Source organism: Algibacter sp., from assembly GCF_039977455.1.
In the GTDB taxonomy this organism is placed as follows: domain Bacteria; phylum Bacteroidota; class Bacteroidia; order Flavobacteriales; family Flavobacteriaceae; genus Algibacter_B.
Window position 1 is genome coordinate 29,645 of sequence record NZ_JBDWDG010000018.1, and the last position, 23,542, is coordinate 53,186.

At 33.2% G+C, this 23,542-nt stretch carries 19 protein-coding genes; 16 read left to right on the top strand and 3 right to left on the bottom strand.

Going from position 1 to position 23,542, the window contains the following annotated elements:
• Nucleotides 1–265: 265 nt before the first annotated feature.
• The gene (locus tag ABJM36_RS08110; RefSeq protein WP_348450951.1) at nucleotides 266–796 is read left to right on the top strand and encodes a sigma-70 family RNA polymerase sigma factor; all 531 of its coding nucleotides are present in this window, start codon (nucleotides 266–268) and stop codon (nucleotides 794–796) included.
• A 512-nt stretch (nucleotides 797–1,308) separates the two neighbouring features.
• Here ABJM36_RS08110 and ABJM36_RS08115 read toward each other — a convergent pair.
• A complete protein-coding gene (locus ABJM36_RS08115; RefSeq protein WP_348450952.1) occupies nucleotides 1,309–2,664 on the bottom strand; it encodes a DEAD/DEAH box helicase in 1,356 nt (451 codons plus the stop codon).
• 131 nt (nucleotides 2,665–2,795) lie between these two features.
• The gene (locus ABJM36_RS08120; RefSeq protein ID WP_348450953.1) at nucleotides 2,796–3,686 is read right to left on the bottom strand and encodes an aldose 1-epimerase family protein; all 891 of its coding nucleotides are present in this window, start codon (nucleotides 3,684–3,686) and stop codon (nucleotides 2,796–2,798) included.
• A 192-nt stretch (nucleotides 3,687–3,878) separates the two neighbouring features.
• On the opposite strand from ABJM36_RS08120, the gene pabB reads away from it, so the two are divergent.
• The 4 genes from pabB (at nucleotide 3,879) to ABJM36_RS08140 (ending at nucleotide 9,365) form a co-directional block, all read left to right on the top strand.
• Nucleotides 3,879–5,183, top strand: coding sequence for an aminodeoxychorismate synthase component I (pabB, locus tag ABJM36_RS08125; RefSeq protein ID WP_348450954.1), 1,305 nt, complete (start codon nucleotides 3,879–3,881; stop codon nucleotides 5,181–5,183).
• A 199-nt stretch (nucleotides 5,184–5,382) separates the two neighbouring features.
• Nucleotides 5,383–6,693 (top strand): tRNA lysidine(34) synthetase TilS, encoded by a 1,311-nt coding sequence (gene tilS, locus ABJM36_RS08130; protein WP_348450955.1) that lies wholly within the window; start codon nucleotides 5,383–5,385, stop codon nucleotides 6,691–6,693.
• 82 nt (nucleotides 6,694–6,775) lie between these two features.
• Nucleotides 6,776–8,398 (top strand): adenine deaminase, encoded by a 1,623-nt coding sequence (ade, locus tag ABJM36_RS08135; RefSeq protein WP_348450956.1) that lies wholly within the window; start codon nucleotides 6,776–6,778, stop codon nucleotides 8,396–8,398.
• Between the two features lie 4 nt (nucleotides 8,399–8,402).
• Nucleotides 8,403–9,365, top strand: coding sequence for an alpha/beta fold hydrolase (locus ABJM36_RS08140; RefSeq protein ID WP_348450957.1), 963 nt, complete (start codon nucleotides 8,403–8,405; stop codon nucleotides 9,363–9,365).
• Between the two features lie 52 nt (nucleotides 9,366–9,417).
• Here the strand turns inward: ABJM36_RS08140 and ABJM36_RS08145 are convergent, their stop codons facing one another.
• The gene (locus ABJM36_RS08145; RefSeq protein ID WP_348450958.1) at nucleotides 9,418–10,887 is read right to left on the bottom strand and encodes an SLC13 family permease; all 1,470 of its coding nucleotides are present in this window, start codon (nucleotides 10,885–10,887) and stop codon (nucleotides 9,418–9,420) included.
• 169 nt (nucleotides 10,888–11,056) lie between these two features.
• Here ABJM36_RS08145 and ABJM36_RS08150 point away from each other — a divergent pair, with 169 nt between their 5' ends.
• The 11 genes from ABJM36_RS08150 to nirB all read left to right on the top strand — a co-directional run bounded on the left by ABJM36_RS08150 (nucleotide 11,057) and on the right by nirB (nucleotide 23,527).
• Nucleotides 11,057–11,518, top strand: a complete 462-nt coding sequence (locus ABJM36_RS08150) for a (2Fe-2S)-binding protein (RefSeq protein ID WP_348450959.1) — start codon at nucleotides 11,057–11,059, stop codon at nucleotides 11,516–11,518.
• Between the two features lie 18 nt (nucleotides 11,519–11,536).
• The gene (locus ABJM36_RS08155; RefSeq protein ID WP_348450960.1) at nucleotides 11,537–13,756 is read left to right on the top strand and encodes a molybdopterin cofactor-binding domain-containing protein; all 2,220 of its coding nucleotides are present in this window, start codon (nucleotides 11,537–11,539) and stop codon (nucleotides 13,754–13,756) included.
• A gap of 171 nt (nucleotides 13,757–13,927) precedes the next feature.
• Nucleotides 13,928–14,347 carry a hypothetical protein gene (locus tag ABJM36_RS08160; RefSeq protein ID WP_348450961.1) on the top strand — a complete coding sequence of 140 codons (420 nt, stop codon included), beginning with the start codon at nucleotides 13,928–13,930 and terminating at the stop codon, nucleotides 14,345–14,347.
• Between the two features lie 406 nt (nucleotides 14,348–14,753).
• The gene (locus ABJM36_RS08165; protein WP_348450962.1) at nucleotides 14,754–15,491 is read left to right on the top strand and encodes an MBL fold metallo-hydrolase; all 738 of its coding nucleotides are present in this window, start codon (nucleotides 14,754–14,756) and stop codon (nucleotides 15,489–15,491) included.
• Between the two features lie 30 nt (nucleotides 15,492–15,521).
• Entirely contained in the window at nucleotides 15,522–16,352 is an 831-nt protein-coding gene (locus ABJM36_RS08170; RefSeq protein WP_348450963.1) for a helix-turn-helix transcriptional regulator, read from the top strand.
• 512 nt (nucleotides 16,353–16,864) lie between these two features.
• Nucleotides 16,865–17,158, top strand: coding sequence for a TM2 domain-containing protein (locus ABJM36_RS08175; protein ID WP_348450964.1), 294 nt, complete (start codon nucleotides 16,865–16,867; stop codon nucleotides 17,156–17,158).
• A gap of 73 nt (nucleotides 17,159–17,231) precedes the next feature.
• Nucleotides 17,232–17,558: a hypothetical protein gene (locus ABJM36_RS08180; RefSeq protein ID WP_348450965.1), complete on the top strand. Its 327-nt coding sequence runs from the start codon at nucleotides 17,232–17,234 to the stop codon at nucleotides 17,556–17,558.
• A gap of 102 nt (nucleotides 17,559–17,660) precedes the next feature.
• On the top strand, nucleotides 17,661–17,996 hold the full coding sequence (locus ABJM36_RS08185; RefSeq protein ID WP_348450966.1) for a hypothetical protein: 336 nt from the start codon (nucleotides 17,661–17,663) through the stop codon (nucleotides 17,994–17,996).
• Nucleotides 17,997–18,252: 256 nt separating this feature from the next.
• The gene (locus ABJM36_RS08190) at nucleotides 18,253–18,423 is read left to right on the top strand and encodes a hypothetical protein (protein WP_348450967.1); all 171 of its coding nucleotides are present in this window, start codon (nucleotides 18,253–18,255) and stop codon (nucleotides 18,421–18,423) included.
• Nucleotides 18,424–18,560: 137 nt separating this feature from the next.
• Nucleotides 18,561–20,855, top strand: coding sequence for an FdhF/YdeP family oxidoreductase (locus tag ABJM36_RS08195; RefSeq protein ID WP_348450968.1), 2,295 nt, complete (start codon nucleotides 18,561–18,563; stop codon nucleotides 20,853–20,855).
• A gap of 155 nt (nucleotides 20,856–21,010) precedes the next feature.
• Nucleotides 21,011–23,527, top strand: a complete 2,517-nt coding sequence (gene nirB / locus ABJM36_RS08200; protein WP_348450969.1) for a nitrite reductase large subunit NirB — start codon at nucleotides 21,011–21,013, stop codon at nucleotides 23,525–23,527.
• Nucleotides 23,528–23,542: the final 15 nt, after the last annotated feature.

The following is a 23,542-nucleotide window of genomic DNA, read 5'->3' on the forward strand; positions in this document are numbered from 1 at the left end:
ATTATACCTCTTCCGTTATGAATACGTCATAATAGAAGAGGTTTTTTTTGGTGAATTAGGTTTTAAAACGGACCGCTGTAACGAGTTTAAATCTAGTTGAAAAATAGTTAATTTGTTTAAAATAGGTTTTTTCTGTCGTAAATATTTACATTTAAACTTATAAATAAACGTTTTGTCGATTTGGTTGACCAATTTAGTTTAAAAAGTTCATCGGGTTAAAGATTACTTAATATTGGATTATCAATAACCAATAACCCTCAATATTTTGACAGACGAACAATTAGTATCCGCAATAGTAGTAAAAAATGATTCAGCTTTATTTGAAATTTTATACGATAGATTTTCAAAACGTATTTACAATAAATGTTATTCTTTTGTACATAATGAAGACGAAGCTAAAGATTTAACGCAAGACATATTTTTAAAGTTATACGTAAAGCTATCAAGTTTTAAAGGAGGCTCTAAATTTTCAACTTGGGTTTATTCTTTTACATATAATCATTGTGTAAATTATTTATCTAGAAATAAAGTGAAAAAATACGAAAAGCGTTTACCTGATTTTTATGATGCGGCCGATTTAACCGAAGAAAGTTTTAGTAACCAAGATCTGGTTGATAAATTAAATTACGGTTTAAGTATGATTCCGGCGGAAGATAAATCCATTTTAATATTGAAATACCAAAATAATTTGTCAATTAAAAATATTGAAGAGGTTTTAGGGCTAGGAACAAGTGCAGTAAAAATGAGAATTAAAAGAGCAAAAGAAAAATTAGTAAACTCTTGTGGCATGGTATAATAAGTAAATTGTAGTTAGTATTTGTATAACAATGTTTTCTAAAAGTTAGGGTTAATTTGGTTGAAAAATATTTGTTATTATTTAAACTTTCTATAATTAACTCCCTTTTCATTAATTTGAAAAGGGTTTTTTTGTTTAAATTTTACCTGAATGAATTCCGCCTGCATAGTAAGGACAAAAATTCTGAATTTGGAACTGTTCAAAAACAACAGGAACGAATGCCATGTTATAAAGTACTAATCTGAAAAAATAATGTTTTAGGTAATTTGTTAAAACCTGTAAGAATTTATAAAACAAAGGGCTATGTATTCAATTTAGCAGATACTAGCGTTAGAGGTTGAAGTGAAAAGCCCACAGCGTAGGAGAAGAGAGGACTTGTAACCTTTCTACTGCGCTCAAAACAGGCTTCAAACGCGGCCCTTGTTGTAACGCCCAAAAAAATATCAATATGAAACTTAAACACTAATTTTGACAAACGCAACCTAATGCAAACTGCCACTAAATACTAGGGCTTATTTCCTCTTATTCCTCCTGTTATAATTTTTATCGCCGCGCGTTTTTGGTTTTTTATACTTTGCAGCAATTTTAAATTTATAAGAACCTCCTAAATTTTCTTTAGAATTCTTCTCGGATTTTTCATGAAAGGCTGGTCCTGGAGCATCTTCGTCTCTACGTTTGTTAGGGTTGTTGCGCTCTTTTATTTGCGGACGCTCCTCTTCAATAAGATTGGTAGAAATGCTTACAGTTTCTGGAATTTCTAGAACAGGAATTGTCATTTTCATTAACAACTCGATATTCTCGATAGCTTCCTGCTCCTTTTTAGTAGTAAAAACAAGGGCTTCGCCTTCGCGCTCTGCACGACCTGTTCTACCAATACGGTGCATGTAATTTTCGGGAAATTCTGGAGTGTCGAAATTGATAACATGCGATACGTTATCGATATCTAAACCACGTGCCATAACATCGGTAGCCACTAAAATACGATTTTCACCATTTCGAAATTGCTCGATACTACGTAGTCTGTAATTTTGTGTTTTATTGGAGTGGATGACGCATAACTCGTCGTGAAAACGTTCGTCTAAATTATCGAACAAACGGTCTGCCATTCGTTTATAGGCCACAAATATTAATACTTTATTAAAGTGTTCTTTATCTTCTAGTAAATGGGTTAACAAATTAACCTTAGTGTAAAAGTTAGGTACATTGTAACGCTGTTGCGAAATATTATCTAAGGGAGTACCAGAAACGGCAATAGATACGCGTTCTGGACTTTTAAAGAAATCGTTAATTAGTAAATCGACATCTTGCGTCATGGTTGCCGAAAACATAATGTTTTGGCGCTTTTCTGGCAGAATATCAAAAATGTTTATTAATTGGTGTCTAAACCCTAAATCGAGCATAACATCAACCTCGTCAATTACTAATTTCTGTATGGATTTAAGTTGTAAAACCCGGGTTAATGCTAAATCGTATAAGCGACCAGGAGTAGCTACTAAAATATCTATGCCTTCGGCAATGGCTTGCTTTTGGGTATTTATATTAGTACCACCGTAAACACCTAAAACACGATTGTTTATGTATTTTGATAATTTTTCTATTTCGTCTACAACCTGAACAACTAACTCTCGTGTTGGCACTAAAACCAAAACTCTTGGGTTTTCTTGCTTCGAAAATTTTAAGTTTTTAAGTATTGGCAGCATATAGGCATAGGTTTTTCCTGTACCCGTTTGTGCTATACCAACCACGTCTTTACCAGATGCCACTATATTAAAGGCCTCTTTTTGTATGGGCGTAGGTGTTGTAAAACCTAGGTCGCTAAGCGCGTTAAGTAAAGGTGTGTTTAAATTTAAATCTTCAAAATGTGCCATAAGTTGTTATTATACTACTATTGATTACTTTGAATTATAAGTTAGATATTTTAAAATTAAATATTATCTCTAAGCTTAAATTACAAAATAGTGCTACTAATTAGTGCGCAAAGTTAAGCTTATTTATTCTGTTAGACTAAATGGCTATTATGTATTTCAATACTATAGGTGGCTTGGTAACTTTTATTTTTTGCTAAACTGATAATACCTTCTTTTTCAGTAAGCTTTTGGTTTGTGTCTTCGTTATCTGCAATACCTAACCATGGCTCAATACAAACATAGTCGCCGCTTGGTTTTGCCCAAAGCCCTAAATAATCGAAATCATGGTAGCTCACCGTTAAAATAGGGCCGTGGTTAGCACTTTTTAAAGTAACTGTTTTCGATTTTAAATCTTTAAAAATAAGGGCGTCTTTTTTAAATATGTTGCGGTTTAGCTTAATATTATTCGAGTTGAATAACACTTGTTCGGTATTAGAAGTAATTAGACCATTTTCCATATTTATTAAATGGGTTTTAGAGTTTTCTGGGTGTTCAAACTCTAAAGTATAATCTTCGTAATTTTCGTTGTTGTATACTGGGCATTTAAAGGCAGGGTGTCCGCCTAACGAAAAATACATGGTCTTATCATCTAAGTTTTTTACGCTATGTTTTACTTCAATAGTATTATCAGTAAGGGTGTAGGTAATTAAAAACTCAAATTTAAAAGGATAAATTTTTAGTAAATCGGTACTGCTTTCTAATTTAAATGTAATGCTGTTTTTTGTTTGATCAAGTACTGTAATGTTCTTGTTATGTCTTATAAAACCGTGTTTTGGAAGCTCATATTTATGGCCTTCAAAAATATAAGTATTCTCTTTTAATGCTCCAATAATAGGGAAAAGGTTAGGAGCGTAACTGCCCCAAACAGCAGGGTCTGCATGCCACATAAAAGTGGTGTTGTGTTTTAAACCGGTAATACCACATAACTCTGCGCCCGTTTTTTTAATGTCAATTTTTAGTATATTATTTTCTAAGCTGTACATGAATTTTTCAAATTTAAAACAAGGTACAAAAATCTTAAATTTTAAAAAGCGGTTTGTTAAATTTTGCTACTTAGTAAATGCCTTTTTTATAAAAAGTAAAAACAAAGGCATGTGATTTTTACTAAAAATAATTTATAAAATTTTAGACAGGCTTTATGGATTCTAACTAACTTTGCGTTATAATTTATTTAATTGAGGACAAAACAAATTCATACTTTCGAGGATATCGAAAAATTTAAAACCCAGTTGCTTAATTGGGCACAACAATATGATGAAGTTGTTTGGCTAGACTCCAATCCAAACACCAATAAAAACGAACAAAAGCATTACAGTTACGATGCTATTTTAGCGGTAGAAGCTTTTACATGTATTAAAACAGATTACCATCAAGGTTTCGAGAAACTTAAAGAATACCAAAGTTATACTGGCGATTGGATTTTTGGCTATCTAACTTACGATTTAAAAAATGATGTAGAAGTTTTAAAATCTAATAATTTCGATGGTTTAGGCTTTTCAGATTTATGTTTCTTTCAACCTAAAAAGGTGTTCTTAATTAGGGGTAATCAAGTCGAAATTCAGTATTTAAATGTTGTTGATGATGAAGTTGATGACGACTTACTAGCCATTAAAAACCGCCCTGAAGCAGCACGTGGGCATGTGTATTCCGATATTAAAATTAAACTTCGCACCCATAAAGATGCCTATTTCGAAAAGGTAAGTACCATGCTAGAGCATATTTACCGTGGCGATATTTACGAAGCCAATTTTTGCCAAGAGTTTTATGCAGAAAACAAAGAAATAAACCCACTAGAAATTTATAAAAAATTAAACAATATTTCTAAACCGCCTTTTGCAGCGTTTATAAAGTTGGAGGACAAGTATGTGCTTAGTGCATCGCCAGAGCGTTATTTAAAAAAGCAAGGCGATACCATTATTTCGCAACCTATTAAAGGCACTGCAAAACGGGCCATGAATACCGCCGATGATAATTTGCTAAAAACCAACCTGCATAAAGACAAAAAGGAACGTAGCGAAAACATCATGATAGTTGATTTAGTGCGTAACGATCTATCAAAAACAGCCTTAAAAGGAAGTGTTAAGGTTGAAGAGTTATGTAAGATATACACCTTTAGGCAGGTGCACCACATGATTTCGACAATCACCTCAAAAGTAGCAGCAAACACCCATCCGGTCGATATTATTAAAAGCACATTCCCTATGGGGAGCATGACGGGCGCTCCAAAATTATCGGCCATGAAAATTATTGAAAACCTCGAGGATAGCAAGCGCGGTATCTATTCCGGTGCTATCGGATACTTCACGCCCTCTGGCGATTTCGATTTTAACGTCGTAATACGGAGCATTCTCTACAATAAAACCAAAAAATTTGTCTCTTACTCCGTTGGTGGTGCCATAACTGCCAAAAGCGATCCTTTAAAAGAGTACGAGGAATGCCTAATCAAAGCTAAGGCCATGCGCGATGTTTTAGAAAATTAAATGGTTTATGGCGCACCCCAAGGGTCGGGCTTTACACTAAATCTTTTTTTGCCATATATGTTAGCAAAAAAAGGATACCGTTTCAATCCCTTGCGCACGCATCTGCCAACACTGGTTTTAAAACATAAATTTATTACATATTTTAAAAATTTGGGGCTTTGCATCTTTTGCTAGAATAAAATAAAACTTAACTTTGAGCGTGCACAATACATTAAAAACTCATATCAATAAAAACCTCTCGTTTTTAAACGACAGTAAAATACTAATCGCTATTTCTGGCGGAATAGATAGCGTCGTGCTAACCCATTTATGTCACCAATTACAATTAGATATAACCTTAGCACATTGCAATTTTAATTTAAGAGGCGATGAAAGTAATGCCGACGAAGCATCGGTAATCAAACTTGCAGAACAATTAAACCTAGAAGTCTTTGTACAGGGGTTCGATACCCAAACTTTTGCTGCAGAAGCAAAGTTATCCATTCAAATGGCAGCACGCGAATTGCGTTATAATTGGTTTAACGATTTATCAGATCAGTTAAAATTCGATTACATATTAACCGCACATCACGCCGACGATAATTTAGAGACATTTTTAATCAATTTTACAAGAGGAACAGGACTAGAAGGTCTCACAGGAATTCCAGAGGTTAATGGGAAGTTTGTGCGCCCATTGTTACCATTTTCATCTCAAGATATCGAAAACTATGCCGCACAAAACAATATATCTTGGCGCGACGATAGTAGTAATAAATCTGTAAAATATTTACGTAATAAATTAAGGCATCAAGTCATTCCTATTTTAAAGGAAATAAACCCAAGTTTGCTACAAAGTTTTCAAAACACACTCCATAATTTAAACGAAACAAATCATATTGTGGAAGATAGTGTCGATGTTTTTTTAAATAAAGCTATTGAAAATATTGAGGGTAACGAGGTCCGGTTTAATATTGCCGAATTCAAAAAACTTAAAAACCCAAAGCCATACCTTTACGAAGCGTTAAAGGCATTTGGTTTTACACAATGGGACGATATTGTAAGTTTATTAGATGCCGAAACCGGTAAACAAGTATTTTCAAACACCTACCGATTAATTAAAAACAGAGCCCATTTATTGCTCAGTAAAATTGATTTAGAAAATCATAAATCTATTACAGTTTCAAAAAATGAAAAGCAAATAAAAACACCCTTCGGAATCTTGTTTTTCGATGAGGCTGATGCCATATTCGGAAAACGCACTAATGTAATTTATGTCGATAAAAGCAAGCTACAGTTTCCGTTAACTATAAAAAAATATCAAGAAGGCGATATTTTTTATCCCTTAGGCATGACAGGTAAGAAAAAAGTAAGTAAGTATTTTAAAGACGAAAAACTATCACTTTTAGATAAAGAGAATACATGGCTCCTATATTCCGGTAAAGATATAGTTTGGGTAATTAACAGGCGTGCAGATAATCGTTTTAGGGTAACAGACAGCACCAAACAAATATTGAAAATTGAATTGAAGTAGCGTATAGCTTTAAATTCCCTTTTCCACGTATATAGTAGTAAGCTTATAAAATTTCTAATTACAACTAAAAAAAGGTATCCATTTGACTGTACAAGGCAACATCGTAGACATACAAAATAAACGTATTTATAAAGGAGAAATCACTTTTGAAAACGGCAAAATTGTAACTATTCAAGAAAAAGAGCATCAGGTTAATCAGTACATTATTCCTGGTTTTGTCGATGCCCATATTCATATAGAAAGTTCTATGTTAGTACCTAGTGAGTTTGCTAAATTAGCGGTTACGCATGGTACGGTAGCAACGGTTTCCGATCCTCACGAAATAGCCAATGTTTTGGGTGTAATAGGTGTGGAGTTTATGATTGAAAACGGAAAGCAAGTGCCATTTAAATTTAATTTTGGAGCGCCTTCTTGCGTCCCAGCTACGAATTTTGAATCGGCAGGAGCTATTATCGATTCTGATGATATAAAACATCTTCTTGAAAATCCAGATATTAAATATTTGGCTGAAATGATGAATTACCCTGGCGTACTTTTTAATGACGATGAAGTCATGAAGAAAATAGCTTGGGCTAAATATTTTAATAAACCTATTGATGGACATGCGCCAGGATTAAGAGGTAAAGACGTCTCTAAATATATTCGTACTGGAATTACAACCGATCATGAGTGTTTTACTTATGATGAGGCTTTGGAGAAGCTTCAAAAGGGCATGAAAATTTTAATTCGAGAAGGTAGTGCAGCTAAAAACTTCGAGGCGCTAATTGATTTGTTACCAGAGCATTTTGAAAACATGATGTTTTGTAGTGACGATAAGCATCCAGACGATTTAATTTTAGGGCATATTAATCAGCTTTGTGAACGAGCCATAGCAAAAGGAATTGATGTTTTTAAAGTCCTAGAAGCCGCTTGTATTAATCCTGTAAAACATTATAATCTAGATGTAGGTTTACTTCAAAAAGGCGATGAGGCGGATTTTATAGTAGTTGAAGACTTAAAAGCCTTTAAAACGCTTCAAACCTATGTAAAAGGTGAACTTGTTTTTGATTATGGAAAATCGTTAATTAAAAACGTAACCTTTAAAAATCTAAATAATTTTAATTGTAATGAAAAAGACGTTACCGATTTTAGAGTAGATTTTTCTGCAAAGCAAATTCGTGTTATCGAGGCTTTAGAAGGACAATTAGTAACCAACGAATTAGTTGAAAAAGCGACATGCCAAGACGGTAACTTAGTTTCAAGTGTTAAACGCGATATTTTAAAAATGACGGTTGTAAATCGATATGAGAATCAAAAACCGGCCATGGCATTTATTAAGAATTTCGGGTTAAAAGAAGGCGCTATTGCATCATCGGTAGGGCATGATTCTCATAATATTATTGCTGTAGGTGTTTCAGATGAAGCTATTTGTAAAGCAGTAAATGTTATTATAAAAAATAAAGGTGGTATTTGTGCGGTATCTAATTCCGAAGAAAAAATAGTTTCTCTTCCTGTAGCCGGAATTATGAGCGATAAAGATGGCGAAACTATAGGAAGACAATATGCTGAATTAGATAAAATGGCTAAAACTTTAGGAAGTAAACTACACGCACCTTATATGACCTTATCTTTTATGGCCTTATTAGTTATACCTTCGTTAAAATTAAGCGATAAAGGATTATTTAACGGAAATACATTTAAATTTGCAAATCTAAAAGTAAATTAATTATATGCCCATAGTAGAATCAAATTACAAACCGCCATTATTCTTTAAAAAAGGATTTGTATCCACAGTGTATTCTGGGTTGGTACGTCGTGTATCAATAAAACAAGAACGCGAACGTATTACATTAATAGATGGCGATTTTTTAGATTTAGATTGGAGTTATTCTAAAGAAAAAACGAATAAACTTGTTGTACTTCTCCATGGTTTGGAAGGTAATGGTCAGCGTCCATACATGACAGGAACAGCAAAATTATTTAATGAAAATAATATTGATGCCGTTTGCGTAAATTTTAGAGGCTGTAGTGGAGAAGATAATTTAAAATATAGAAGTTATCATTCTGGTGATACTGAAGATTTAAAAAATGTTTTATTACATATTAATAGCACGAAATCGTATTCCGAAATTTATTTAAAAGGGATTAGTTTAGGTGCTAATGTAATTTTAAAATATTTAGGTGAACCAAATATTATCCCAAATGAGGTTAAAGCGGCAATAGCTGTTTCGGTACCGTGTTATTTAGCAGGTTCGGCATTACAATTACATACTTTTAAAAATAAATTATACCACGATAGATTTTTAAAACATTTAGTAAACAGATTAAAAGTTAAGCAGAAAAAATTTCCAGATAAATTAAAAGATGAAACGCTAGAATCGATAAAAACCTTAACAGATTTTGATAATGTTTATACTGCAAAAGCACACGATTTTGAAGATGCATTAGATTATTATGTTCGTAGTAGTAGTTTACAGTTTTTACCCAAAATAAAAATTCCAACCTTAATTATTAACGCCTTAAATGATTCGTTTTTATCACCAGAATGTTACCCAATAAAAGAAGCCAAAAACAATGCAAACTTGTATTTAGAGATGCCTAATTATGGTGGTCATGCTGGATTTATAGATAAAAAAAATGTGTATTATAATGAAAGGCGGGCTTTAGAGTTTGTAAAAGATCAGGTCTCTTAAAACATTTTGTTTTAATAAATTGACTGCTTTTTTAGATTCATTATTACTTTATTTAGTATCTAAGACTATCTGGGAATCCTTCAATAACAATTCCCCAAAGTTCAGGCAGCACAAAATATACAAAAAGAGTAAGGATGATTATAGAAATAATATTCATTATAATCCCTTTCCTTACCATATCAGGAATTCTTAAGTAACCAGAGCCAAAAACTACGGCGTTAGGTGGTGTTGCCACCGGAAGCATAAAGGCACATGATGCTGCTACAGCTGCAGCAACCATTAAAATAAACGGATGTATATCAATAGTTAACGCCATGGGCGCTAATACAGGTAATAACATCGCAGTAGTTGCTAAATTGGATGTAATTTCAGTAAGAAAATTTACGGCAGCAATTAAAAAGAATATTAATAATATAGTGGTTACACCTTCTAAAGCAGTCATTTGATTGCCTATCCATGAGGCTAATCCGCTAGAATCAAATCCTTTTGCTAAAGCCATACCGCCTCCAAAAAGCAAAATAATCCCCCAAGGTAAATTCTTAGTGTCTTTCCATGAAATTAACTTTTCGTACTTGGTTTTTGATGGTATTAAAAATAAAATGATTGCAAAAAAAACAGCTATAATAGTATCATCAATTTGAGGTAGCAATTTTGTTAATAAAAAGGAGCGTGTTATCCAGCAAAAGGCTGTTACTGCAAAAACGATAGCTATTATTTTTTCTTCATAAGTCATTTTACCAAGTAACTTTAACAACCGTTTTATTTCTTCTTTTCCTCCAGGAAACTCTTTTTGCTTAAATGTAAAGGCAAAACCAGTTAAATACTTCCAACAAATGAATAATAAAAATACGGAAATAGGAAACCCAAAAATGAACCATTGTGCAAAGGTAATTTCAAAGCCATAAGTTTCAGATACCACGCCTGCTAATACTAAATTTGGAGGTGTTCCAATTAAAGTGGCAATTCCCCCGATTGATGCACTGTAGGCTATGGCTAGCATTAAGGCTTTTCCGAATATTAGGTTTTCATCTTCATCGGTTTTAGGATTGTCTTTTAGTTGTTTAATAATGGCTATACCAATGGGAAGCATCATTACGGAAGTAGCTGTATTGGAAATCCACATGGATAAAAATGCAGTGGCTAACATAAACCCTAAAATAATTTTTTGAACATTCGAGCCTATTATGTTAATGATATTAAGGGCAATGCGTTTATGTAAATTCCATTTTTCAATGGCTATGGCAATAATAAATCCGCCTAAATATAGAAATACAAACTTATGACCAAAGGAAGCTGTTGTTGAGGCAACATCCAAACTATTGGATAATGGAAACAATACAATAGGCAATAAAGCTGTGGCTGCAATTGGAATAGCCTCCGTAATCCACCATAGTGCAATCCATAGCGTTGAGGCTAAAACACCATTTGCTTCATCTGATAAGCCTTCAGTGTGAAAAAATATTCGTATTAAAATAAAAAAAATAGGGCCAAGTATAAGACCAATGCGTTTAATGTTAGTCATTTCAAAATAAAAAATAATTTACCCTTAAAAATAGCTTTTATTTTAATAGTAAAAGTGAAGTTTGATAAAAGAAAATTCAAAGTATTAAACTAGTTAATCCATTGTTAAAATAATAAGTATGCTTAGTATTCACTTTAATTTTTAATATCTTAATACCAAAATTTATACTATGCCAACATTCAACTTAAAAATCAATAATAAATCTTATGCTGTTGAAGCAGATAGCGATATGCCTTTACTTTGGGTGTTGCGAGATAAAATTAATCTAGTAGGAACAAAATTTGGTTGTGGTATAGGGCAGTGCGGCGCTTGTACAGTTCATGTAGATGGTAACGCTATGCGAAGCTGTTTGCTTCAAGTATCGCAAGCAGAAGGAATGGAAATCACTACTATAGAAGGTCTTTCTGAACATGGCAATCATCCTGTGCAACAAGCGTGGAAAGAGGTAGATGTGCCGCAATGTGGGTATTGTCAAGCAGGACAAATTATGACGGCTTCAGCATTTTTAAAAACTAATTCGAGTCCTACTAATTCTGAAATAAGAAATGCCATGCATGGTAATATTTGTAGATGTGCTGCTTATAATAGTATAGAAGAAGCTGTGAAAATAGCGTCAAAAAAAATAAGTTAATCCTATAAAAAAAAACAAATGGCAGCTTCAAAAAAAATAACATTCAGTAGAAGATCGTTCTTAAAATCGACAGCTTTAGCTAGTGGAGGTATGATTATAGGTTTTAATTTATTCAATGCTTGTAAAGAAGATATAAATCCTCCGGTGGATTTAAGTCAATTAAATTATAACGATTTTAATGCCTTTATAAAAATTTCCGAAGAGGGAAAAGTAACCATTTTTTCTCCCAACCCAGAAATTGGTCAAGGTGTTAAAACATCAATGCCTATGCTTATTGCCGAGGAGTTAGATGTAGCTTGGGAAGATGTGTATGTACAACAAGCTAAATTAGATACAGATAATTATAAAAGGCAAATGGCAGGTGGTAGCCAATCTATTCGTCGTGGTTGGGAGCCCTTGCGACAAACAGGAGCAACTGCAAAACAAATGTTGGTTAATGCCGCCGCCGCAAGATGGGGTGTTAATGCCTCAGAATGTACAGTATTAGATGGGGTAATAACTAATGCTAAAGGAGATTCTTTAGGGTATGGCGATGTGGCTTCGGAAGCTGCGATTCTTCAAATCCCAGATGAAGTAACCTTAAAAGACCCTAAAGATTTTAAAATTATAGGAAAAGGTAAAGGGAATGTAGATATTGATAAAATAATAACAGGAAAACCGCTTTTTGGATTAGATTATAAAGAAGAAGGGATGCTTTATGCCAGTGTTTTAAGGCCGCCTGCATTCGGGCAGGTATTAGAATCCTTTGATGCCGAAGAAGCGAAAGCATTACCAGGTGTTGTTGATGTTATTACTATAGGGCAAAAAATAAGGGATTATCGAGGGCAAGGAAAAAGTAATTGGACCATGGCTATGAGTAGTACGGATAAGGTGGTTGTAATAGGAAAAACCACTTGGGATGCTATGAAAGGCAAAAAGGCTATAAAAGCGACTTGGAAAACCGAAACGCCACTTGAAAGTACCGAAAATCATAATGAGGCATTATTAGATTTGTTAGACGGTAACTCGTTTGATACGAGACGAAAAGATGGTAATGTTAAAAAAGCTTTTGCTAAGGCAGATAAAATTATTGAACGTGTTTATGAGGCGCCTTTTTTACCGCATAATACGATGGAGCCTATGAATTTCTTTGCTAATGTAACACCAGAAAAGGTGCATTTGGTAGGTCCTATACAAACACCGGAATCTGCTGCAAAAGTTGTAGCCGAATTATTAGATAGGGATATTAATGACATTCAGTTGGTAATGACTAGAATGGGTGGTGGTTTTGGTAGACGATTGTATGCTGATTTTGTATATGAGGCTGTCGAAATTTCAAACGCGATTAAACAACCTGTAAAAATGGTGTCTTCTAGAGAAGATGATATGACCACGGGCGTGTATCGTCCTTCCACAAAATACAAAATAGCTGCTTCCATTAAGGATGGTAAGCTTACAGGCTATCATTTAAAAGAAGCTTGTGTCAATGGAAACATGTATGGCTTAATTCCTAATTTCTTTCCAGCAGGAGCCATTGCGAATTATCAAGTAGATACCGCGCGTTATAAAAGTAATATTACCACGGGTGCTTGGAGAGCGCCATATACCAACTTTTTAGCCAGTGCAGAACAAAGCTTTTTTGATGAATTAGCTGAAGAATTAGGTATGGATAGAGTGCAATTACACATGGATTTATTAGATAATGTTAAGAAGAATCCAGAAGCAAACATCGAATATAATCCGGATCGCTTACAGGCTGTTTTAAAATTAGCGGTCGAAAAATCGAATTGGGGTAAAACTGATGAAGGTATTTATCAGGGACTGTCCGTGTATTATTGTCATAATTCCCATGTGGCCGAGGTAGCCGATATAACCATGGAAAATGGTGTGCCTAATGTAAAGCGCGTTACTTGTGCTATTGATTGCGGTATTGTGGTAAACCCGCTTGGTGCATTAAATCAGGCCAAAGGTGGTGTTATTGATGGTATTGGGCACGCTTTATATTCAGATTTCGGATTTAAAAATGGTGTACCGCAATCTAACAATTTCAATACCTACCAATTAATTCGCATGGGACAAACCCCTAAAGTCGATGTTCATTTTATAGAAAATAATATAGATCCAACAGGTCTTGGAGAGCCAACATTACCACCCGTTGGTGCTGCTGTTGCTAATGCCATTTATAAGGCTACAGGAAAGCGTTTAACAAAGCAGCCTTATATGAGTAATATGAAAGTTGAAAATACGGTTGTAGGATAATTGGTGTTATTATTTATAGTTGCTTTGATGATGTAAGGAATCTAACAATACAAAAAGCGGAACCTTAAGAAAATTTATAAAATTCCAGAAGGGTAGCATAACCTATTATTAAGCCATGTTTTGTTTTATTAATTGGGGTTATACCAATGTTGTGGTTAATTAAAAAAATAAATGAAAAACATTATACTTATAGTGCTTACAATTTCATTTAACTCAATATTTATTTTTGCCCAAAACACTGAATTTGATTATCTAAATGGTACTTTATTGAACGCTGAAACGAATGAAGGTATTCCTTTTGTAGGTATTAATATCACAATAAATAATCAAATAACTAGTTGTTATTCAACTGATTTTGATGGTCATTTTAAAGCTAATCTGAAACGAAAAATTCTAAATACAGATAAAATACAGCTCGAAATCGAATATGTTAATTTCAATAAAACAATCACCTTGGAACATAATGAATTAGAAGATTTTCAATTTAAAATAAAAGTAAATAACAAATTGACAACGAAGAAAATAGCAAAATGGCGAAGTGAATATTTTAAAAAGAAATTAGATTGTCTTAAACAACTTACAATTGAATAAAAAAAACTAACCACAACAATGGCTAAATGTAATGCGGGTTTTAGTGGTTAATGGAATGTATTTCGGGATACATCCGCCAAAACAAGTTTTGACGAATTATATTTGATAAAGTAAATTCACAAAAATTGGTTTGGCTCAGTTTCGTTGCTGATTGAACATTTTCACTGTTCAATCCCGCACTCCACTTAGCCGAGCCGTTGTGGTGCATTAGAAAAATACGCAAATATTACTTCTGTGTTTTCAATCAATAATGCTTATTAATTCAAGATTGAGATATACTCTACAAGAGCCCCCTAAATAATGTCGTTTTTTTACAATCTTGCTTATTTATTCTTCTGTAACTTTAGTTCAAATCAATTTTATTAGCTAAAAATTTAATTCTTACTAATTAATAATAACAAGTCAAATGATCAAAGTTTCAGAAATCGCACCGGATGTTTACCGAATTTCGGTATTTGTTAACGAATTTAATTTACAATTTAATCACTTTTTAATTAAAGATGATGAACCCATGTTATATCATGCTGGAATGAGACAAATGTTTCCTGCTGTATTAGAAGCTGTAAGCAAATTAATTGATCCATCAAAGATTATGTGGATTGGTTTTAGTCATTTTGAAGTAGATGAGTGTGGAGCACTAAATGAGTGGTTACAAGTCGCTCCAAATGCTAAAGCTGTGTGCAGTGAAGCAGGTGCTATTGTTAATATGGGAGATTTTGCTATAAGGCCAGCTTATGCAATGTCGGGAAATGCTGTTTTAAATACTGGAAAACATAATTATCGTTTCATCAGAACGCCCCATCTACCGCATGGCTGGGATGCTGGAGTGTTGTTTGAAGAGACAAATGGAACGTTATTGTGCTCCGATTTATTTCATCAAAATGGAAATGTAACTGATATAACGGATAAAGACATTTTGGCTTCGCATAAAAATTCCATGCTTGAATATGAACAAGGGCCTTTAATGGAATATACACCCTATACATGTCATACATCAAAAATACTCTATTCATTAGCGGATTTGAAGCCAAAAACACTTGCAACCATGCATGGTTCATCATTCTTTGGTGATTGTAGTCAAGCCTTGCTCGATCTTGACATTGTTATGAAGGAATTATGGGATGTCAAGGCTAATCAAAAATAAACTAACTTTAGGCTTACCAATTTTGATAAAATGAATACTCTTTTAAATGAATATATGCCATGCGAAAGTCTAAAGCCATTTGTTGAACTATTTTGGGAAGGTAGTTTTAATTTAAATGCTTTTGGACCGTTATCCATGCAAATGATTCCAACAGGCTGCATTGAGTTGATTATTCATCTTAACGATTTGCATTGCGATCTTGAAAATGATACTACTTGGTCGCAATCCCCAAACTTTATGATTATGGGGTTGTATACAAAACCTTACGAAATAAGGTTTAAGAATTATGTAAAAGTGTTTGCTATTCGGTTTAAGCCGGAAGGTATATACAACATTTTTGGAGTCCCGGCTTCTTTACTTGTGGATCGTTATGAGGATATGTCCATGGTATTGGGTGCTGGATTTATTAACTTTAGTCATAAATTAAAGGAAGAAATAAGTGTTCTTTCCATGATTCAGCGAACTGAAAATTATTTATTGAAGAATCTGCTGAATAATAAAATTGACATGAACTACGTCAATTTAGCTGCTAACCTCATACGAAATACAAAAGGAGTTAAGATAAAAGACCTTTCTAACAAATTATGTATTAGCGAGCGACAATTAGTAAGAGAATTTAAAGAAAAGATTGGAATTAGTCCGAAACACTATCTTCGCATTATTCGTATAAATGAAGTATTGCGTTTGTTAAATGAAGGTCAGGTAATTAATTTAACTAGTGTAGCATATCATTGTGGTTATTTCGATCAATCACATTTTATCAATGATTTTAAAAAAATAACCGGTGAAAAACCATCCATTTTTATTAAAGAAAGAGGGCAGTTTATTTCCAATCCCGGGCTTGCACATTATGATAAATAGTATTGTAAAAACGATACCAAAACACCGTTTATAATCAATTGCTTGGTTCTCCCTTACTTACGAAAATCCTCGCGGATTTTCTATTCGGTTTTTATTTGTTAACTTAGTTGCTTAACCACGCAACAAACCATATACAAACACGTTGCCAATAATGTCCGAAAAAATAGCTGTACTCAATAGCAAAAATGGCACATAACTTAGTTTTGAGTTTATTATTTACTTATAAAAATTAGATTATTTCAGTAGAGAGTTTTCGAGAACTAATTACAAAATCGAAATACGAAAAATTAAAAGATATGGAAATAAATAATCCAAATCTACATACTGATACTGGTAATTAGAAACCGATAAAACTCCAATAAAATCATATTCAATTCCAAAAACTTATACTTAATTAGAATGAGGAAACCCGTAAAGAAATTTCATTAAAAAGTAATTTATTTACAAAATTGGGAATAAACCGAAAAGCCAATACAATTTTGGAGTAGGTAAAATTAAAAATGAATTAAAAAATGACAACTTTACATTTACAAAATGAATTAAAAAAAACTGGAACTGCTTATTTGTTTTTTTTCCTTTTTGGAGCACATTACATTTATTTAGGACAAATTGGTAAACAGTTTTTATTTTGGTTCACACTAGGAGGTTTTGGAATATGGGCTATGATAGATCTATTTACTTTAGGTAGTAAAGTAGATAAAGTAAATTCACCTATATTAATAAAAATAAGTGATTTAGAACGAGATGAGAAAGATGACAAGTTTAAAAAAGACTTAATGATGATGCAAGCAATGAAAAATTCATAATTAGGAATAATCTGAAAAAGATTTTAAACATAAGTAGTAATAAATTAAAAACACCTAATTAATCAAAATAACTATGAATAAAATTAAAAATTTAATAATTATAGGTCTAATTTTATTCTCTTTTAGTAATTGTACATCTTTAGATGATAAAGTAAAAGAATATAGAGAAATTAGTGAGAGTATAGAAAAAATTCAAAAAGAAATTATTAAAGGGACAAAAAATCAAGAAGTTGGAGTAAAGCAAATGACTGAATTGACACTCAAATTAACGACTTTTGACAATGAAGTTTCAAATCAATATTCTAGAGAAGAAGATATTAAGCAAAAAATTGAAAGAGTAAGAAAAAAGTTAAAAGAAAAAAATAGAATTGACTCAATTAAACAATCTAGAATAGATTAAAGAAACTCCTATGAACAAAAAAAAATAGATGCTAAAAAGGCTCGTGAAGAAGAATCTAGATTAAAGGCTGAAGAATTAAAAGCAAAAAGAGAAGTTGCAAAAATGATTAAATTAGAAGAAGAAGCTGAAATGAATGCTTATAGCACTGAACTTAAAGAAAAAGGAATATTTTTAGTTAACTTCGATGGACAAAATTATGAAGTAAATCAAAAGGAATGGAATGATTGGAAAATTTCTCAAAAATATGATTCAGAAAAAAAAATATTAGAAACAAAAAATATGGTTCAAGCAATGGGTTCTTCAAAAGCAAGCGGTTTAGCTAATTCAATGTACAGAACTTTATCTAAAGGAATTGCTAGAGAAGGAATTACTTTTAAAGCAATCCAAGGTATCCAAATTTATGATGTTATAACTACAGGGAATTCTAAATTTAATTAGAAAAAGGAATTAAAGAACACTATTGGCAACAATGCATATAAAAAAATGCTAAATTCTTGAATAAAGAATGTTTCTAAAACATAAAAATGCTAAATTTAAACATAGGAAAGTTGCGGTTTAAAACCCGCAACTTTTAATATTCTAACCCGTAACAACCATACTTAATTATTCAGATAATTTTAATGCGGATTAAAATTTTGAAGGTGAAAATAGAAATATTGTTAGTTTAGTGGAATACGGTAGATATAAAAAGTAAATGATATGGTCTAGAGAAGTATGGTGCTTTGGGTTTAGGAATAAAACCGATAAAGAAAATATGACAACTCATGAGTTTTTATATCTAATAGTTAAAATGGATGCGATAAATAATAAAACATCAGACAGTAGAAATTATGTAGGTACGAATCAAGAAGAAATTTTTCCATAGCTACCGAGTATTTTTATGAGCGTCCTAAATTATTTAACATGTTGGAGGATTGTTTTTGTAATGTATTAAGACTAAAATGAGTTGTTTTTACCATTAAAAGATTAATTTTATACTAAGAAACCTAAGTAGTCCTACAAATGAGTAAATCGTCAATAGAAAAAGCCTTAACACCCGAAGTATTTCATGATTTAAAAACCGAAACACCACCTAAAAATAGCGTAGGTTTTAAGGCTGTAAAAGTGGCTATTGGTCATGCTAGCAAATACATGAGGCCTATGGATGCTTTAAAGGTATCGTTAAAAATGAACCAAAAAGGTGGTTTTGATTGTCCTGGTTGTGCGTGGCCAGATCCAGACGACGATCGTTCTTCATTAGGTGAATATTGCGAAAATGGTTTAAAAGCTATGGCTGAAGAAATGCAGAATAAACTAATTAATCGTGAGTTTTTTGAAAAAAATGCTGTGGATGATTTGGCTAGTTTATCCGATTTTGAAATAGGGAAATCAGGCCGATTGGCAGAACCTATGTATTTACCTAAAGGAGCGTCTCATTATCAACCCATTTCGTGGGATAATGCTTTTAAAAAGGTAGCAACGCATTTAAATGCATTAGGTAATCCGGATGAAGCTGCCTTTTATACATCTGGTAGAACCACCAATGAAGCGGCATTTTTATATCAATTATTTGTTAGAGAATTTGGGACTTCTAATTTGCCAGATTGCTCTAATATGTGTCACGAGGCAAGTGGAAGTGCGCTTTCAGAAACTTTAGGTATTGGTAAAGGCTCCGTAACTTTGGATGATTTATATAAAGCCGAAGTGGTTATGGTTATTGGACAAAACCCGGCAACCAACCACCCAAGGATGTTATCAGCTTTAGAAAAGACTAAAAAAAATGGTGGTAAAATAATTGCCGTAAACCCTTTGCCAGAGGCAGGATTAATAAAATTTACAGATCCACAAAACCCTATAAAAATGCTTACTGGAGGTACCAAACTTTCAGATGTTTTCGTACCTATTACAATAAATGGTGATGTCGCCTTTTTTAAAGCATTGTTGTTAAAATTACTAGAAAAGGAGGAAGCTAACGGTAATGTTTTTGATAAAGGGTTTATTAATCAATATACCAGTGGATATGAGGCTTTTATTACAGATTTAAAAACCTATAATTTTGAAACCTGTTTGCAGGCTTCAGGAGTAACTATAGAAACATTTAATGAAGTTTTTGATTTAATTCTGAATAACAACAAAATTATTATTTGTTGGGCCATGGGCTTAACGCAACATGAAAATGCAGTCGATAATATTCGTGAACTTGTTAATTTATTATTGCTGAAAGGCAGTATTGGTAAGGAAGGAGCAGGCACTTGTCCGGTTCGTGGACATTCTAATGTACAAGGCGATAGAACGGTTGGTATTTGGGAAGCTGCACCGCAAGCATTTTTAGATAAAATTGAAGTTAAATATGGTTTTAAACCTTCCGTAAAGCATGGCTATAGCGTTATAGAGGCTATAAAAGCCATGTATGAAGGTAAAGTAAAAGTGTTTTTTGGTATGGGCGGAAATTTTATCTCTGCAGTGCCCGATACTAAGTATTCTGCACAGGCTTTAGCCAATTGTAATTTAACCGTTCATGTGAGTACAAAATTGAATCGTTCGCATTTAGTCACAGGTCAGGAAGCTTTAATATTTCCGTGTTTGGGTAGAGCTGAAAAGGACTATCAAAAAACAGGTGTACAAACTCAAAGTGTCGAAAACTCAATGGGTATTGTGTCTTCAACAAAAGGCATCCTAGAACCTTGTTCTGAGGATTTATTAAGTGAGGTTTCTGTGGTTTGTGGTATTGCTCATGCGACATTAAAAGATCGCACTAAAATAAATTGGTTGGCCTATAAGGATGATTATAATTTAGTTCGCGATGATATTGCTGAGGTCATTTCTGGGTTTGAAAATTATAATAAAAAACTAAAACAACCTTCTGGATTTTATTTGCCAAATGGAGCACGAGTAAGGTCTTTTGAAACTAAAACGGGGAAAGCTAATTTTACATCAAATAAACTTCCTGAATGGAAATTGAAGGATGGTGAATTGATAATGATGACTATACGTAGTCATGATCAATTTAACACCACGATTTATGGGCTAAACGATCGTTATAGAGGTGTTTTTAACGAAAGACGTATCGTTTTTATGAATCGAGAAGATATGAAACTACGTAGTTTTGAAGTACATCAAGTTGTAAATATTAAGTCTGAATATAACGGGGTTATTCGAGAAGCTAACCAATTTAAAGTTGTGGGTTACGATATTCCTAAAAATTGTTGTGCGACATATTTTCCTGAAACAAATGTCTTGGTGCCATTAGAAAGTTTTGCACATACCGCTAAAACACCTGCTTCCAAGAGTGTTAGAGTAACTATTACAAAAGTTTAAGATTTCAGCAAAACAACAACCATTATTTTTCTAAAAAGTAAATATTAGTATTTCAATTTGAGAAATTGATAATATTACGTGGTTTTTAAGTATTTTTTGAATTTAAACTACGTAAATTAAGTAAAAATACTTAGTTTTGTTTCAAATACGTAATTATGAAACATATTATTGTTGTTGGAAATGGAATGGTTGGTTACAAGTTTTGTGAAAAATTTGTACAAAAAACTGAGTTTAAAGATTTTAAAATAACGGTTTTTGGTGAGGAACCAAGACCTGCTTATGATAGAGTTCATTTAAGTGAATTTTTCGAAAATCAAGATGCTAAAGCTCTAGAGATGGCTCCGGCAGAATGGTATGCAGAGAATAATATCGAATTAATTACTGGTGAACGTGTTTCAGATATTTCAAGAAAAGATAAAACAATAAAAACAGCTAAAAATCGTGAGTTTTCGTATAATTATTTGGTTTTAGCCACAGGTTCGTCACCTTTTGTGCCACCAATTAAAGGTGTGGAAAAAGAAGGTGTTTTTGTATACAGAACCATTGAAGATTTAGAAGGTATGTTAGCCTATGCCGCAAAACTTAAAGCTAAAAAGCCTAATGCCAAAGCTGCTGTTCTTGGTGGTGGTTTATTGGGTTTAGAGGCGGGTAAGGCTGTTATGGATATGGGCTTAGAACCGCATATCGTGGAGTTTGCTTCTAAATTAATGCCAAGGCAATTAGATTTAAGAAGTAGTCAGGTTTTACAATTAAAATTAGAATCTATTGGTTTAAATATTCATTTAAGTAAAGCTACTAATCAAATTTTAGGTAATGGCTCTATTGTGGGGTTAGAGTTTGGTGAAGATGATTTATTAGATGTTGATATGCTTATTGTTTCTGCAGGTATTCGTCCAAGAGATGAGCTAGGAAAAAATTGTGGACTAGAAGTTGGTGTTCGTGGTGGTATTGTAGTGGATAATAAAATGCAAACTTCCGATGAAAATATTTATGCCATAGGAGAGATAGCTTTATATAATCAAATGATTTATGGTTTGGTAGCTCCAGGTTATGATATGGCGGGGGTAGCAGTAGAGCAAATTATTGGTAAAACTGAGGAACTTATGCCTGCAGATATCGATATGTCTACTAAACTTAAGTTAATAGGTGTCGATGTTGCTAGTTTTGGAGAGCCATTTATGCCAGCATCAAAAGGTCATTCTATAATTTTTGAAAACAAAACTCAGCATTTATATAAACGTATAAATGTGAGTCACGATGGTAAAAAATTACTAGGTGGAATTCTTGTTGGAGACGCTTCTACTTACAACATGTTGCATCAAATATATTTAAACGGCATGGCTATTCCGGAAGATCCTTCTCAATTGATATTACCGGCTAGCGATGGTGCTTCTTCTTTTGGGGATGTAACCGATTTACCAGACGAAGCACAAGTATGTTCTTGCGAGAGCGTAACTAAAGGGCAAATTTGTTCATCTATTGAAAATGGTGAAGCTACAGATATTGCTGGTGTGGTAAGTTGTACTAAAGCAGGTACAGGTTGCGGTGGTTGTAAACCTATGGTTGCCGATTTAACTAACGCAACACTTAAAGCTTTAGGTATTGAAGTTAAAGAAGGTGTTTGTGAACACTTCGAGCTAAGCAGACAAGATTTATACAAAATTATACAAGTTAAAGGCTATACTACCTTTAATGAGGTACTAGATAATCATGGAACAGGAGGTCATGGTTGCGAATTATGTAAGCCACTTGTAGCCTCTTTAATGGCAACTATTAATGCAGATACTGCTAATAAAGAATATGCCATTCAAGATTCTAACGATAGGTTTATGGCTAATATTCAACGTAACGGAACCTATTCTGTAGTACCACGTGTTCCTGGTGGGGAAATTACACCAGATAAGTTAATTGCACTTGGAGAAATTGCTAAGAAATATGATTTGTATACCAAGGTTACTGGTGGTGTGCGTATCGATTTATTTGGAGCAACTTTAAAACAATTACCACTAATTTGGAAAGATTTAATAAGCCATGGCTTTGAGAGTGGACATGCCTACGGAAAATCGCTACGTACTGTAAAAACATGTGTTGGGTCAACTTGGTGCCGCTATGGTATGGCCGAAAGTGTAAGCTTTGGTATAGAGCTTGAAAATCGCTACCGAGGTATTCGTGCGCCACATAAAATTAAAGGTGGTGTTTCCGGATGTATTCGCGAATGTGCCGAGGCTAGAGGAAAAGATTTCGGTTTAATTGCTGTTGAAGGTGGTTGGAATTTATATCTAGGAGGAAACGGTGGAGCTACGCCACGTCACGCAGAGTTATTTGCAGAGCAAATTGATAATGAAACAGTGATTAAATACTTAGATCGTTATTTAATGTTTTACATGCGTACAGCAAAACCTTTACAACGTACTGCCGCATGGCAAGAGCGATTAGAAGGCGGTTTGGATTACTTAAAAGAAGTTATTATCGAGGATAAATTAGGTATTGTTGCCGATTTAGAAAATGAAATGGAAACTTTGGTTAATAAGTTTGAATGCGAATGGACTCAAGCTGTTAATGATCCTGAAATGATGAAGCGTTTTAATCATTTTGTTAATACAGATGAAGAAGATGATAACATAGTGTTTGTACCTATGAGAGAACAAAAAATGCCAGAACCTTGGAAATAATTAATATCTAAAATT